We start from the raw sequence: 14,357 nt of genomic DNA on the forward strand, positions 1-14,357 counted from the left end.
GGTTCTTAAGCTTCATGGGCATCAGGTCGACGTCGGTTTCGGATGCTGTTGCCGCACTGGACGAGCGCTCCAGGGAAATTTTTCGGCGCATCGTCGAAGGCTATCTGGAAAGTGGCGAGCCGCTCGGTTCGCGCAACCTGTCCCGTCTTCTGCCGATGTCGCTGTCGCCGGCCTCGGTGCGCAACGTCATGAGCGATCTCGAAGAACTCGGCCTGATCTATTCGCCGCACGTCAGCGCCGGACGGCTGCCGACCCAGATCGGCCTGCGTTTCTTCGTCGATGCCTTCATGCAGGTCGGCGACCTCTCTGCCGAGGAGCGCGCCAACATCGACCGGCAGGTGCGGGCCGAAAGCGGCGGCAATCCGGTGGAATCGATGATGAACGAGGCAAGCCGCATGCTGTCCGGCATTTCGCGCGGCGCCGGCCTCGTCATCACCTCGAAAAGCGATCCGGTGCTGAAACATGTCGAGTTCATCCGGCTCGAACCGACCAAGGCGCTGGCCGTGCTCGTCGGCGATCACGATCAGGTGGAAAACCGCATCATCGAGCTGCCGGCGGGCGTCACCTCCTCGCAACTGACCGAGGCGGCGAATTTTCTCAATGCCCATATGTCCGGCCAGACGCTGCCGGAACTCCGCAAGCAGTTGAGCCGGCTGAAGGATGACGTCCGCCACGAGCTCGATGCCCTGTCGCGCGATCTCGTCGAGCGCGGCATCGCTGTCTGGGCCGGCAGCCCGGACGAGGGCAAGCCCGCGCAACTGATCATCCGCGGCCGCGCCAACTTGCTCGAGGGGCTGGCCGGCGCCGAGGATCTCGACCGGCTGCGCTTGCTGTTCGACGATCTCGAGAAGAAGGACAGCCTGATCGAGATTCTCAATCTCGCCGAAACCGGTTCCGGCGTGCGCATCTTCATCGGTTCGGAAAACAAGCTCTTCTCGCTGTCCGGCTCGTCGCTGATCGTCGCGCCCTATCGTGACGATGACGATCGCATCGTCGGTGCCGTCGGCGTCATCGGCCCGACGCGGCTCAATTATTCCCGCATCGTGCCGATGGTGGATTACACCGCCCAGCTCGTCTCCCGCCTTTCGCGCAATCAGCTTTGACGCCGCAACTGGCGAACGTGCGGAATTTTCGCTTCTTTGTCACGCAGACTTGATTTTTTTCGGTCAAACCTCGATATCGGGCGCATCTGAAGACACCAACCGGAGACCGTCATGACCGATGACACGACGAAAAACGGACCTGACGCAACTGCGGCCGATGCCGCAGCCGACGCTGCCGCCTACGTCGAGAACGATATTGCGCAGGAAGAGGCTGCCCAGCCGGACCCGCTCGAGCTTCTGAAAGCCGAAAACGGTGAGCTGCGCGACCGCTATCTGCGCCTTGCCGCCGAGATGGACAATCTGCGCCGGCGCACCGAGCGCGAAGTGAAGGACGCCAAGTCCTATTCCGTCGCGGGTTTTGCGCGCGACATGCTCGCCGTCTCGGACAATCTGCGCCGCGCGCTTGATGCCATCTCTCCGGAGACCAAGGCCGCGGCCGATGCCGGCCTCAGCACCCTGATCGAAGGTGTCGAGATGACCGAGCGCGCCATGCTGTCGGCTCTTGAGCGCCACGGCGTTCGCAAGCTGGAGCCGGTCGGCCAGAAGTTCGATCCGAATTTCCATCAGGCGATGTTCGAGGTGCCCAACCCCGACGTGCCGAACAATACGGTCGTCCAGGTCGTGCAGGCAGGCTTCACCATCGGCGAACGCGTGCTGCGCCCGGCCATGGTCGGCGTCGCCAAGGGCGGCCCCAAGCCGGCCGAAGCCGAAACCAATTCCGTCTTCGACGAGAAGGACGCTTAAGGACGTTTCCCTTCCGCTCAGGAAGGGAAACCAAAGCTTCAGATGCGGGCGAAACGTTCGATCAGCAGATCGAAGAAGCCGTCCGCATCGACATGGCGCATGACCTTGGCATTGCGCTTGCGCTCGGTCACATGCCACCAGTCGACGACGGTCATGCCGACGGTGAGTTCGGACCGGACCTCGATCTCGACATTGCAGTCCCGACCCCTGAAGAGCTCCGGCTTCAGCAGATAGGCGATCACGGTCGGGTCGTGCAGCGGCCCGCCGTCGGAGCCGTATTTCTCGATATCGAACCGCTCGAAGAATTCCAGCATCTCGACCATGGCCTTAACAGGCGCCGTGCCGATTTCGGCCATGCGCTTCACCCGGTCCTTGCGGGTCAGCAATTGGTGAGTGACGTCAAGCGGCATCATCACGATCGGCACGCCTGAGCGAAAGACGATATCGGCGGCCTCGGGATCGACATAGATGTTGAATTCGGCGGCCGGCGTGATGTTGCCGCCCTCGAAGAAGCCGCCGCCCATCATCACCAGTTCGCGGATGCGGGGAACGATGTCGGGCGCCTTCTGGAAGGCCAGGCCGATATTGGTGAGCGGCCCGAGCGTGCAGAGCGTCACCGTGCCTGTCGGCTCGCGGCGCAGCGTCTCGATGATGAAATCGACCGAATGGTCGGGCTGCAGCGCCATCGTCGGCTCGCTGAGGTCGGGCCCGTCGAGGCCGGTCTTGCCGTGCACATGTTCGGCCGTCACCAGATTGCGGGCGATCGGCGCGTCGGCGCCGGCGAAAACCTTTGTCTCCCGCCGGCCGCAGAGCTCGCAGACGATGCGCGCATTGCGGCTGGTGAAGGAAAGCGGCACGTTGCCGGCGACCGTCGTGATCCCCAGCACCTCCAGCTCCTCGGGACTGCCGAAGGCCAGCATGATGGCGGCCGCATCGTCCTGGCCGGGATCCGTGTCGATGATGATCTTTCTTGCGCTTGCCATTCCGATCGTTCCATCCTCGCGGGTGCGCTTTGCCTCGGCATGCACCGATTTGTTCATTTCCCGTCACAAATCAGCACAGTCCGTGCGGGCATGTTTTGATGCGAGGCAGCCGCCGCTTTGTCAAGCAAGCAGCCGGCGGCACCGCTTTAAAATTGTGAGGTGGCGCCGGCACGTCGCACCGTGCCTTGCAGCACTGGACTGCTCTCCCCATATTAGCGGCATCCGGACGCTGCGTTTAAGGTCCGGGATGGTCGCTTGCATCAAGGACTTGAAAAGAGATGAGCCGCATTACCCCTTTCGCCAGCCCGCTGCTTCTGGGCTTCGATGCCATGGAAAAGACGCTGGAGCGCATTTCCAAGGCGAGCGACGGATATCCGCCCTACAATATCGAGCGCATCGCCGCCGACAACGGCGCCCCGGAACGTCTGCGCATCACCCTTGCCGTCGCCGGTTTCAGCGAGGAGGAACTCGATGTCTCCATTGAGGAGAACCAGCTTCTGATCCGCGGCCGCCAAGTGGAACAGGGCGAACGGGACTATCTCTACCGCGGCATCGCCGCCCGCCAGTTCCAGCGCACCTTCGTTCTTGCCGACGGCATGCAGGTGCTCGGCGCCGGCCTGAAGAACGGTCTGCTCTCCGTCGATCTAATTCGTCCGGAACCCGCGCGCATGGTCAAGAAAATTAACATTTCGGTTTCACAGTAGCACAACGGTTTGTCGAACCGTTGGTCCCTTCTTCCGGAGGAACAGGAATGTTGATGAAAGAAGCCACGTCTCACTTGACCAAATCCGAGCTTGCCCACATCGGCAACGGCGAGGTCGCCTACATCAGAAAAATGCGCACCGAAGAGGTCGCCAAGTGCTTTCCCGAGGCGCCGGATATCGATCCGAACGTCGATCTCTGGGCACTCTTCGGCGCCGACGGCACGCCGATCCTCTTGACGGACAACCGCTCCAGCACCTTTTTCAAGGCTGCCGAGGACGAACTGAAGACGGTCAGCCTGCACTGACCGTCAGATGGTGTCCGTCGCGTTTCACCGCTCTTGCAGTGCGCGGTCGCTTATCCGATTTTGCTGCGGTCGGGGCTGATGTCACGATATATGCGCGTAGCCTGCTTTCGACGTTTTCCGTGCGATGATGTTGGAAGCTCCAGGATTCGGTATCAAATCCCACCAGACTGACAGGGTTATGGCAACTGTGCGCCAGTAGGAGAGATTGGCGTCGGGTTGGATTAGTGACCGCATTGGGGCCGTAAGCCGACCGGCAGCTTTTTGGCGCTCACACGCGATAACAGACATCCAGCGAGGAAAGATCAGCGCCATCCCTGACCGATGCGGACGCTTGATCACTATGAGCGTTTCTTCCGCTTTGCGGCCAAAAGCGGTGAGCAAGCGGTAACTATGCGACCAAACACCAACTGTTCGAGTAAGATCTTCAGCTTCGACGGATTTGGGTCTAGAGAGCATTTCCCCGACATCTGAGTTAGTATTGCGACTGAGGAACCGAATTCAGCCACAGGAGAGCTGGTGTGGACGTTGCCGCTTGGTTGCGAGGAATCGGTGTCACAGCCCTTGAATAGCGTCGACCTCTGATAGTGGTGAAGCCTGCCGTCCACTTTTGCCTCGCGCTCCTTGATCGGAAAAGTCGAGATGGGTCGATACCCGAAATTCGAGAATGCTGAACAAGATTCGGGAGCACGCCAACAAGCAGAAATCGCATGAGCTTGATCTCTGCTATGGAATTTCAGCATAGCGGATGATGCTCTGATTTTGGACGTTGGCGACTAATTCATCAGAGCGAGACAAAAATCGGCGGAGCAAAGGTGAGGAATTTGAATCGTTGTATCCTAAGGTGAGATCAATTGTCGGAGGCACACCCTCAAGTGCTCTAGCAACGACATTTGGCGTCAGCATATTTTGCGCATAAAGCGGAATAAGCGTTATTCCACCTGTAGACACGACGAGCGACATTGCTGACGGCAGGCCTTCGCCTTCGTACTCTGCCTTGAGGGTGATCTCAACGTTCGACGCGTAATCTTGGATCACGGATTGCAATACGGGAGAAATTCTAGCCGAACTGACGTAAGTTTCGCGGGCAAGGTCCTGCGGCCGGATCTTTTTGCGCGACGTCAAGCGATGGTCCGCCGGCAGTACGGCGATCAGTGGCTCCTTGGCTAAAAACTTGAAGGACACACCAACACTCTGCGTCTCGGGGCGAAGGAACGCGACGTCCAGCTTGCCTCGCATCAGTGCCAGAGCAAGGTCCGGGGAAGACTGACTGGACAATATGATTTCAACCTCCGGCGCTTCCTCACGAATAATGCGCAATGCATGGGGTAGCCACACGACCTCTTGCCCTGCGAGAAAACCGATAGTGAACGACTGCTTTTCTGGCCGTTCTGCCCGCCGGGCCCCTTCCGCAGCCGCCTCGACTTGCAATAACGCCAGCCGCGCGTGATCAAGAAACACTTTACCGGCGGCGGTGAGCGTCACGCCGCGCGACTGCCGTTCCAGCAGCTTTACACCGACTTCGGTTTCCAGATCGCGAATTTGCCTGCTGAGTGAGGGCTGGGACGTGTGAAGCCGCCGCTCTGCTGCGGTCAGTAAGCTTCCCTCCTCCGCAACAGCAACAAAATAGCGCAAATGCCTCAGCTCCATCGGATCCTCGCTATACCTTTAAGGCATAGCTCGAACGTACAAGGTATTTGTCTTCGATAGAAGGGGGATTTAATTAACGTCGCAATTTCGGGATACAATCGAACGCGCCTCACCGGAGTATTTCGCCTGCGCTTCGAAAAGAAAGATGAGGCATGCGTGGCAATATTGCGTTGATTATTGCAGTGGCGCGTGGATGAATGGCTCTAATTGATTATTTTGACCTTCAAAGGAATGTTTAACAGCGCAGAGGGAGAGACTCGATGCCTACAATCACTACCACGGACGGCGTAAACATCTTCTACAAGGACTGGGGCTCAGGCCAGCCGATCGTTTTCAGCCACGGCTGGCCGCTGTCGGCGGACGATTGGGACGCCCAGATGACCTTCTTCCTTCGCCAGGGCTACCGGGTGATCGCCCACGACCGGCGCGGCCACGGCCGATCCGACCAGCCCGGCACCGGCAACGACATGGACCACTGGGTTGCCGACCTCGCGGCCCTGACCGAGCACCTCAACCTGCGCGACGCGATCCACATCGGCCACTCCACAGGTGGCGGTGAGGTGGCTCGCTATGTCGCTCGCCACCCGGAGCGCGTCTCGAAGGCGGTACTGGTCGCTTCCCTGACGCCGAACATGTACCGGAGCGAGGAAAACCCGTCCGGTCAGCCGCCGGAGTGGTTCGATGCGATCCGAGCGGGCGTGCTGGGCAACCGGTCGCAGTTCTTCCGGTTCGTCCCTGAGAACCCGTTCTACGGTTACAACCTCGACGGGGCCGAGCCTTCGGAGGCGATCATTGCGAACTGGTGGCGCCAGGGCATGGCCGGTGGTGCCCTGGCTCACTACGCGACTGTCGACTCTTGGCTGGAAGATTATACCGAAGACCTCAAGAAGATCACCGTGCCGGTGCTGGTGATGCATGGCGAGGCCGATCAAGTCGTCCCCTTCGCAAGTTCCGTGCCGCGTGCGGTCGACCTGCTCAAGAACGGGTCGCTGAAGACCTACCCGGGCTACCCCCATGGCATGCTGACCACACATGCAGATGTCCTCAACCCCGACCTGCTCTCGTTCATCAGGTCTTGACGACATCGACCGGACCGCGGCCTTCATCCAACGTCGGCCGGACGATCTGTCACCCGGCAGTGCCGGGTGACACCTGTTGGTGCTGGTACGTGGAGCGTCCCCGGAGGGTGCTTCCGACAGTGGCAATTTGCTTGGCGCGTAGTGAAAGATGCAACTTGTCGCGCTTAAATTTTTCGTTGCGGTGGCCGATTACTCCACCGGCCGAAATGGCTCGGCGTCTCGGCTTCGACATCTGGGAATTAAGAGCGGGGGGATGTCCGTCGATTTAATGTCGGAAGTACCACCGGCTTCCGAAGTGCTCATTATAGGCGCTCAGCTCGATGGCAGCTTTTGGAACACTGACCATAGTGTCTGAACGGCTGAAATGAGGCGCAAAGCGGTCATGAATGCAGAGAGCGCCAACGGCAGCTGAGAGCCATCAGCAGTCATTGGTGCCACTTGTGACGTGACGGAATACCAGAAAGTTCCAGCAGCCCCGGGCAATCCTTCGCGCCGCCGAACATTGCGTCTGTCCGCCGACTTTCCTTGAGCCTCAGATCTTCCTGAACGTCAGATAGGCCGAAGAGCGGCCCTCGCGCCGGGCCTTGGTCTCGTAGCGCGTGCTCGGCCAGCCCGCATAGGGGGTGAGCCAATCCGCTGCATTCTCGGCCACCCAGTCGAAGCCGCCATGGTCGCGGCATTTGAGCAGCGTCCAGTTCACATAGGTGTCGATGTCGGAGGCGAAGCAGAACAGGCCGCCGGGCTTCAGCACGCGATGAAAGCGGTCGAGATTGGTCTTCGAGACGAAGCGCCGCTTCCAGTGCTTCCGCTTCGGCCAGGGATCGGGATAGAGCAGATCGATCTGATCGAGCGAGGCGTCCGGCAGCCAGTCGAGCAGCTGTGTCGCGTCGTCATTATAAACGCGGATATTGGACGTGCCGGTCTCGCCGATGCGCGACAGCAGCTTCTGCATGGAATTGACGAAGGGCTCGACGCCGATGAAGCCGGTCGACGGCGTCTCCAGGGCGCGGTGGATCAGATGTTCGCCGCCGCCGAAACCGATTTCCAGCCGCAAGCGCTCGACCGGAACCGGGAAGAGGGACGTCAGCGGCGCCGGGGGCGCCGCCGAGAGATCGATCAGGAATGCCGGCAGCAGGCTGTTCAGCGTCTCGGCCTGCTGTTCGCGCAGAGCCTTGCCTTTGCGGCGACCGAAAAAGGCTTCGGTCGCCCGGCCGCGACGTTCCATATCCGTCATGCTTTATCTCAGGCCTTTACGCTTTCCTTGAGCGCCTTCACGAGGTCGGTGCGCTCCCAGGAGAACGAGCCGTCGCGGCCGGCCTTGCGGCCGAAATGGCCGTAAGCGGAGGTCTTGGCGTAGATCGGCTTGTTGAGGTCGAGATGGCGGCGGATACCGGTCGGCGAAAGGTCCATGTTCTTGCGGATCGCTGCCTCGATCTGATCCTCGGTAACCTTGCCGGTGCCGTGCAGGTCGACATAGATCGACAGCGGCTGGGCGACGCCGATCGCGTAGGAGATCTGGATCGTGCAGCGGTCGGCAAGGCCGGCGGCGACGACGTTCTTGGCAAGGTAACGGGCGGCATAGGCGGCCGAACGGTCGACCTTCGTCGTGTCCTTGCCGGAGAATGCGCCGCCGCCATGCGGAGCGGCACCGCCGTAGGTGTCGACGATGATCTTGCGGCCGGTGAGGCCCGCATCGCCGTCCGGTCCGCCGATGACGAACTTGCCGGTCGGATTGATGTACCACTTGCAATCGTCAGCGATCTTCAGCTCGCCCAGCGCTTCGCGGATATAGGGCTCGACGACGGCGCGAACCTTGTTCGAATCCCAGCTCTCGTCAAGATGCTGGGTCGACAGCACGATCGAGGTTGCTTCCGACGGCTTGCCGTCGACGTAGCGCACGGTCACCTGGCTCTTGGCGTCGGGGCCGAGCTTGGCGACTTCGCCGTCGCCCTTCTTGCGGGCGACTGCCAGCAGCTGCAGGATCTTGTGGGAATAATAGATCGGGGCCGGCATCAGGTCCGGCGTTTCGCGGCAGGCGTAACCGAACATGATGCCCTGGTCGCCGGCGCCCTCGTCGCCCTGCTGGTCGGCGGCGCTGTCGACGCCCTGCGCGATGTCGGCCGACTGCGAATGCAGCAGCACGTCGATCTTGGCCTTCTTCCAATGGAAGCCGTCCTGCTCGTAGCCGATATCCTTGATGGCGCGGCGCGCGGCGGCCTTGAACTTCGACGGGTTGATGACGTCCTTGCCGTCCTTGTCCTTCTTCATCAGGCTCGGCGGCAGGCGGACTTCGCCGGCGATGACGACGCGGTTGGTCGTCGCCAGCGTTTCGCAGGCAATGCGCACGCCCCACGGATTGACGCCGGTCTTGGCCGCTTCGCGGTAGACCAGATCGACGATCTCGTCGGAGATGCGGTCACAGACTTTGTCCGGATGACCCTCGGCAACAGATTCGCTGGTAAAGAGATAATTCGCGCGCATTTCGGGATTCCCCTCAAAGAATAAAAGCCAGCTAGTAGGTACTCAGTTCGAGGCTTGATGACAAGCGCAGAAGGACATAAATATATCTTTATATCTGCGGCAAAGTGACAAATTTTGCCCCAAAAACGCAGAAAAGGCGGCCTTTCGACCGCCTTTCGAATTCCACGCCTGATGTGGTTCAGTCGGCGTCGGCTTCAGCCGCAAGCGCCTTCACCAGCTCCACGACCTTGCGGCGAACCTTGGGATCGGAAATCTTGACGAAGGCGCGGTTGAGCTGCAGGCCTTCCGAGGAAGACAGGAAATCGACGACGTAATTCGAGCTGGAGGCCTCGGCCATGCCGCCCATGGAGCCGGTATGTTCGCCGGGCGCGTCCTCGAAGAAAAAGGAAACCGGAACATTGAGAATGTTCGAGATGTTCTGCAGGCGGCTTGCGCCGACGCGGTTGGTTCCCTTCTCGTATTTCTGGATCTGCTGGAATGTAATGCCGAGACTTTCGCCCAGTTTCTCCTGGCTCATGCCAAGCATCGTTCGGCGGAGACGAATACGGCTGCCAACGTGGATGTCGATGGGATTTGGCTTCTTCTTGTTTTCAATCATGGTCGTGCCCTAGCTAAGAATTTCAACTGTTTCTAACCGGCATGCCCCTGATCCATCCCAAAACGCCACGTTGCAGGCGGTAAGAACCCACCTTCAAACATACGCTAAGAACGCCGATTGTCATCACTATGCAATTTTAGGGGTTTTTGGTCAATTCAACCCGGAAATAAAACCTCTACGAGAAATTAGCGCAATCAAAATGAGCAGCGACTCGGTCAACCAGAAGTATGTTTGCCGGGGGATTGGCGTTCCGTCCCCTTCGCCGAGCCTATCAAGAGTTGCATCGATAAAGCCGGTTTGCTCGAGATCGAGACCGGCGATAATTTCCCCATGTGCGTTCACCAGCGCCGAAATGCCGCTATTGGCATCACGAATCAACGGCAGGCCGGTTTCGACAGCCCGGACCCGCGCCTGCTGGAAATGCTGATAGGGTCCGGGTGTCGCGCCGAACCAGGCATCATTGGTGATATTGAGGATCGCATTGGCGTCTTTGATGTCGCCGGTCATTTCATCGGGGAAAATAATCTCGTAGCAGATCAGCGGATAGAGATTGAGCCCGCCGGGCAGCGCCAGCAGGTGCCGGCTTGCCGCGGCCGAAAATCCTCCCGGTATCTCGACGACATTCTGGATGCCGAATTCGGTGAGCACGTCCTCGAACGGCAGATATTCGCCGAAGGGCACCAGATGCACCTTGTCGGAGGCGGCGATGATCTGGCCGCGGCCGTCGATCACGTAGATGGAATTATAGTAGCGCGCAGGCGTGCCCGGTCCCATCTCCTCGGCGCGGACGGCGCCGGCGATCAGGATCTGGTTGTCGTCGAGCGTATCGGCGATCCGCGTCAGCGCATCCTGATTGTCTGTCAGGATGAAGGGGATCGAGGTTTCCGGCCAGACGATGATGTCGGGCTTGCGTCCGCCATTCCTCGGCGCTTCGGCCGACAGCTTCAGATGCGTCTCGAAGATCGCATTGCGGTCGGCGTCGTTGTCCATCTTCGCCGCCTGATCGATATCAGGCTGCACCAGCCGCACCACCGGCCGCTTGTCCTCGGGCAAGGCTTCCGGCCGCGGCGCGAGATGGAGGGCATAGGCCCCGTAACCGAGATGGGCGGCAAACAGCGCCACGGCGAGCGCGATGCCGCCGCGTGCATCTTGGCGTGTCCCGGCAAGCGCCGGGGCGGAAAAGATGAAGACGGCAAGCGCCGTCACCCCCATCGCCCCGATCACATGCGCCGACTGCATCATCAGCGGAACGGGCATCATGCCGTAGCCGATGGCGTTCCAGGGAAAGCCGGTGAGGATCACGCTTCGCAGCCATTCCATCAGCCCGAAGCCGGCCGCCAGCGCGGCGATCCGCCCCATGCCATCCGACCAGAAGATGCGGGCAAGGGCGGTCGCCAGCCCGTAGAAGATCGCCAGACAGGCCGGCAGCCCGAGGATGGCTAAGGGCAGCGCCCAGGCGAATTCCTCCTGATCGACCAGCAGCGCATGGCCGAGCCACCACAGGCCCGCGACGAAATAGCCGAAGCCGAACAGCCAGCCGGTTGCAAATGCCGGCCACAGCCTGCCGACCAAGCCGCTTTCAGGCGAAGCCGCCACCCCGTCGATCAGCCAGACGAGCAGCGTGAAGGAGATGAACATTGCCGCGAAAAAGCCGATGGGCGGCAGCGCCAGAACCGCAAATGCTCCGGCGGCGATGGCCAGCAGCGACCGTTTGAAACCCCAGACGAGGATAACCCTGTCCGCAAGCCGCTCCATGCGCACTCCCATCAAACCGCGAATCAACCCGTTCGCAGTCTTTCAAAAAAGCGGCTCTTTGTCCTGTTAATGGATGTTAATGCATGTCGCCCGGAGATGTGCGGCGGTGCCGGGACAACGACAGGCACAAAAACCAACAACTGAAGGGCATCGCATCAATCAAATGGAATGCGACGCTCCAACCTTCACGCATCGTGCTTTCCGAAAATCGATTCCAATTTTCGGGCCGAAGCGCTAGTTGGCAGCCGATTCCGCCGGCCGGTCGTCGCCGGTCTCGGAGCCGGGAGTGGAGTCGCCATCCGCCTTGGCGCGGCGGCGCATCGCATGGCGCTTGCGGGTGATACGCAGCCGCTTGATGCGGCGCGGATCGGCGTCGAGAATATGGAATTCGAAGCCGGGCAATGCCTGGACGACCTCGCCGCGCACCGGGATGCGGCCGAGCGCCGAGAAGATCAGCCCGCCCAGCGTATCGACCTCGTCGACCTGCTCGCTGATGTCGAAATCCGGCCCGATCGCTTCGGCGATCTCTTCCAGTTCGACACGAGCATCGGCGATGAAGACGTCTTCGGCGACGCGCTTGAACATCACCTCTTCGTCGTCATGTTCGTCGTCGATGTCGCCGACCACCATTTCGACGATGTCCTCGTGCGAGGCGAGCCCGTCGGTGCCGCCATATTCGTCGATGACCAGCGCCATCTGGGTGCGGTTCACCTGCATGCGGCGCAACAGGTCGGACGCCAGCATCGACGGCGGCACGAACAGGATCTTGCGGATGATGCCGGCCTCGGCCAGCGTCTTCTGCAGGTCGACGCGGGCGAGATCGAAATTTGGCTTGGCCGAACGCGTGGGCTTCTGGATGTTCTCAGGCGCAACCTCGATCGCCGGTACGCCAGCGGCCGGTTTCGCCGGGCCGCGGCGCTTGTTGCGCGCCTGCTTGGCGACATAGGAGAGCAGGTCGCGGATATGCACCATGCCGCGCGGATCGTCGAGCGTATCGGCATAGACGGGCATGCGCGAGCGGCCGGATTCCTCGAACAGGATCATCAATTCGCCGATGGTGATGTTCTGGTCGACCGCCTCGATATCGGCGCGCGGCACCATCACGTCGGCGACGCGCACCTCGCGGAAGCGCAGGATATTGTGCAGCATCGCCCGTTCGTCGGGCGAAAAGGCGTCGTCGCCGGCCGCATCGGTCATCAGCGCGTCGGCGAGATCCTCGCGCAGTCGCGAGCCCTGCTGCGGGCGGAGGATGCGCGCGGCGCGCGACCAGAAGGATTGGGATCGGCCGGATGGCCGACTACTACTGCCCGCCTCGTCCGAAGAGGAGGATGGCTCGGAGTCCTTGGCGTCTGCCGCCGGCTTCGTCGTAAAGTCGCTCATGGTTCCATTTTAAGGTCTTGACCCTCGTAGGGATCAGATAGGCCGAGCTGCGCCAAAATGCGAGTCTCCAGCCCCTCCATAATTTCGGCTTCAGCACTATTCATATGGTCGTAGCCGAGAAGATGCAAGAAACCGTGCACCAGAAGATGGGTCAGGTGGTCGTCGAAACTCTTTTCGAGCTCGTGGGCTTCCCGCTCCACCGTCTCCCGGGCGATGATGATGTCGCCGAGCATCGGACCGGGCATTTTGCCGGGCTGCACCGGAAAGGCCGGAAACGACAGCACATTGGTCGCCTTGTCCTTGCCGCGCCATTCGGCGTTGATGTCCTGGATCGAGGCATCGTCGGTAAAGACGAGCGAAACCTCGGGCGGCATCTTGGGGAAGGGCTGCTTCTCGCTGTCGCGGAGATAGATTGCCGCGGCGCTGAGCACGCGTTCGCAAAACGACAGCAGCGTCTCCTCGCCCGGCCAGCCGATATCCTCGACGCTGATCTGGATGTCGAGTTCGGCCATCAGTCCTGCCGGCTGACGTCTTCGGCTTCGACGGCATAGGTGGAATCATAGGCCCTGACGATGCGCCCGACCAGCGGATGGCGCACGACATCGGTATCCTTGAAGCGCACGATCGAGATGCCCTCGACGCCGTTCAGAAGCTGCAGCGCCTCGACGAGGCCGGATTTGACACCGCGCGGCAGGTCGATCTGGCTCGGGTCGCCGGTGACGATCATGCGCGCATTTTCGCCGAGACGCGTCAGGAACATCTTCATCTGCATCGATGTCGTGTTCTGCGCTTCGTCGAGGATGATGGCGGCGTTGGCCAGCGTCCGGCCGCGCATGAAAGCGAGCGGCGCGATTTCGATGACGCCGGCGGTGATCGCCCGATCGACCTTGTCGGCCGGGATCATGTCATAGAGCGCATCATAGAGCGGGCGAAGATAGGGATCGACCTTTTCCTTCATGTCGCCGGGCAGGAAGCCGAGGCGCTCGCCGGCTTCGACCGCCGGACGCGACAGGATGATCTTTTCGACCGCCCCGCGCTCCAGGAGCTGGGCGGCATGGGCGACGGCGAGATAGGTCTTGCCGGTGCCGGCCGGGCCGACGCCGAAGACCAGCTCGGCACGCTCCAGCGCCCTGATATAGGCGTCCTGGGTCGGGGTGCGGGCGATGATCGTTTTCTTGCGGGTGGAAACCTGTGCCATCGTCAGCTTTGCCTTGCGCTCCATTGTGGGCAGGCTGAGCTGATCGTCGGCGGCGACCGCCATGCGGATTGCGCCCTCGACGTCGGATCTTTCCACGCTGCCCCCTTTCTGAAGCTTTTCATAGAGATAGTCGAGCGTGCGCCGCGCCTGGTTGGTGGTCACGATATCGCCTGTGATGACGACCGAATTGCCCCGCGCCCGCGCATCGATATTGAGCCGTTCCTCGAGCAGCTTGAGGTTCTGGTCGAATTGACCGAAGAGCTCGCTAGCGAAGCGGTTGTTCTCGAACGTCAGGACGAAGTGATTGGTATCGCTCGGCGTGCGGGGGTGGCGCGGTGAAGAAGAAACCAATTCTTGTCCGTTCAAGCGGTCGGGCTCCT

General features: G+C 60.9%; 14 protein-coding genes. 5 read left to right on the top strand and 9 right to left on the bottom strand.

The features are described from left to right. The first annotated feature begins 14 nt into the window (after nt 1-14). Both hrcA and grpE read left to right on the top strand, forming a co-directional pair. Nucleotides 15-1,103: a heat-inducible transcriptional repressor HrcA gene (gene hrcA / locus NE851_RS11880; RefSeq protein WP_047617213.1), complete on the top strand. Its 1,089-nt coding sequence runs from the start codon at nt 15-17 to the stop codon at nt 1,101-1,103. A 111-nt stretch (nt 1,104-1,214) separates the two neighbouring features. Then, on the top strand, nt 1,215-1,847 hold the full coding sequence (gene grpE, locus NE851_RS11885; RefSeq protein ID WP_047617212.1) for a nucleotide exchange factor GrpE: 633 nt from the start codon (nt 1,215-1,217) through the stop codon (nt 1,845-1,847). A 38-nt stretch (nt 1,848-1,885) separates the two neighbouring features. Here the strand turns inward: grpE and NE851_RS11890 are convergent, their stop codons facing one another. Then, the gene (locus NE851_RS11890; protein ID WP_063474859.1) at nt 1,886-2,830 is read right to left on the bottom strand and encodes a nucleoside hydrolase; all 945 of its coding nucleotides are present in this window, start codon (nt 2,828-2,830) and stop codon (nt 1,886-1,888) included. A gap of 278 nt (nt 2,831-3,108) precedes the next feature. On the opposite strand from NE851_RS11890, the gene NE851_RS11895 reads away from it, so the two are divergent. After that, on the top strand, nt 3,109-3,534 hold the full coding sequence (locus NE851_RS11895; RefSeq protein ID WP_047617210.1) for an Hsp20 family protein: 426 nt from the start codon (nt 3,109-3,111) through the stop codon (nt 3,532-3,534). Nucleotides 3,535-3,581: 47 nt separating this feature from the next. Beyond that, nucleotides 3,582-3,839 (top strand): BQ00720 family protein, encoded by a 258-nt coding sequence (locus tag NE851_RS11900; protein ID WP_008524631.1) that lies wholly within the window; start codon nt 3,582-3,584, stop codon nt 3,837-3,839. Between the two features lie 723 nt (nt 3,840-4,562). Here the strand turns inward: NE851_RS11900 and NE851_RS11905 are convergent. Beyond that, the gene (locus tag NE851_RS11905) at nt 4,563-5,486 is read right to left on the bottom strand and encodes a LysR family transcriptional regulator (protein ID WP_368411037.1); all 924 of its coding nucleotides are present in this window, start codon (nt 5,484-5,486) and stop codon (nt 4,563-4,565) included. Nucleotides 5,487-5,746: 260 nt separating this feature from the next. On the opposite strand from NE851_RS11905, the gene NE851_RS11910 reads away from it, so the two are divergent. Beyond that, a complete protein-coding gene (locus NE851_RS11910) occupies nt 5,747-6,565 on the top strand; it encodes an alpha/beta fold hydrolase (RefSeq protein WP_047617206.1) in 819 nt (272 codons plus the stop codon). Nucleotides 6,566-7,097: 532 nt separating this feature from the next. Here the strand turns inward: NE851_RS11910 and trmB are convergent. The 7 genes from trmB to NE851_RS11945 form a co-directional block, all read right to left on the bottom strand. Beyond that, a complete protein-coding gene (trmB, locus tag NE851_RS11915) occupies nt 7,098-7,799 on the bottom strand; it encodes a tRNA (guanine(46)-N(7))-methyltransferase TrmB (RefSeq protein WP_047617202.1) in 702 nt (233 codons plus the stop codon). 8 nt (nt 7,800-7,807) lie between these two features. Next, nucleotides 7,808-9,046 carry a methionine adenosyltransferase gene (gene metK, locus NE851_RS11920; RefSeq protein ID WP_018485328.1) on the bottom strand — a complete coding sequence of 413 codons (1,239 nt, stop codon included), beginning with the start codon at nt 9,044-9,046 and terminating at the stop codon, nt 7,808-7,810. A gap of 178 nt (nt 9,047-9,224) precedes the next feature. Then, the gene (locus NE851_RS11925) at nt 9,225-9,644 is read right to left on the bottom strand and encodes a helix-turn-helix domain-containing protein (protein ID WP_028757650.1); all 420 of its coding nucleotides are present in this window, start codon (nt 9,642-9,644) and stop codon (nt 9,225-9,227) included. Nucleotides 9,645-9,794: 150 nt separating this feature from the next. After that, the gene (gene lnt / locus NE851_RS11930) at nt 9,795-11,399 is read right to left on the bottom strand and encodes an apolipoprotein N-acyltransferase (RefSeq protein WP_254960583.1); all 1,605 of its coding nucleotides are present in this window, start codon (nt 11,397-11,399) and stop codon (nt 9,795-9,797) included. Between the two features lie 234 nt (nt 11,400-11,633). Next, the gene (locus NE851_RS11935) at nt 11,634-12,779 is read right to left on the bottom strand and encodes a hemolysin family protein (protein WP_047617198.1); all 1,146 of its coding nucleotides are present in this window, start codon (nt 12,777-12,779) and stop codon (nt 11,634-11,636) included. Continuing rightward, the gene (gene ybeY, locus NE851_RS11940) at nt 12,776-13,291 is read right to left on the bottom strand and encodes an rRNA maturation RNase YbeY (RefSeq protein ID WP_028757285.1); all 516 of its coding nucleotides are present in this window, start codon (nt 13,289-13,291) and stop codon (nt 12,776-12,778) included. Before ybeY ends, NE851_RS11935 begins: the two co-directional genes overlap by 4 nt. Then, entirely contained in the window at nt 13,291-14,343 is a 1,053-nt protein-coding gene (locus NE851_RS11945; protein WP_028757284.1) for a PhoH family protein, read from the bottom strand. Before NE851_RS11945 ends, ybeY begins: the two co-directional genes overlap by 1 nt. Nucleotides 14,344-14,357 lie beyond the last annotated feature (14 nt).

Origin of the sequence: Rhizobium anhuiense bv. trifolii, from assembly GCF_024346605.1 — a bacterium.
Classification (GTDB): Bacteria; Pseudomonadota; Alphaproteobacteria; order Rhizobiales; family Rhizobiaceae; genus Rhizobium; species Rhizobium anhuiense.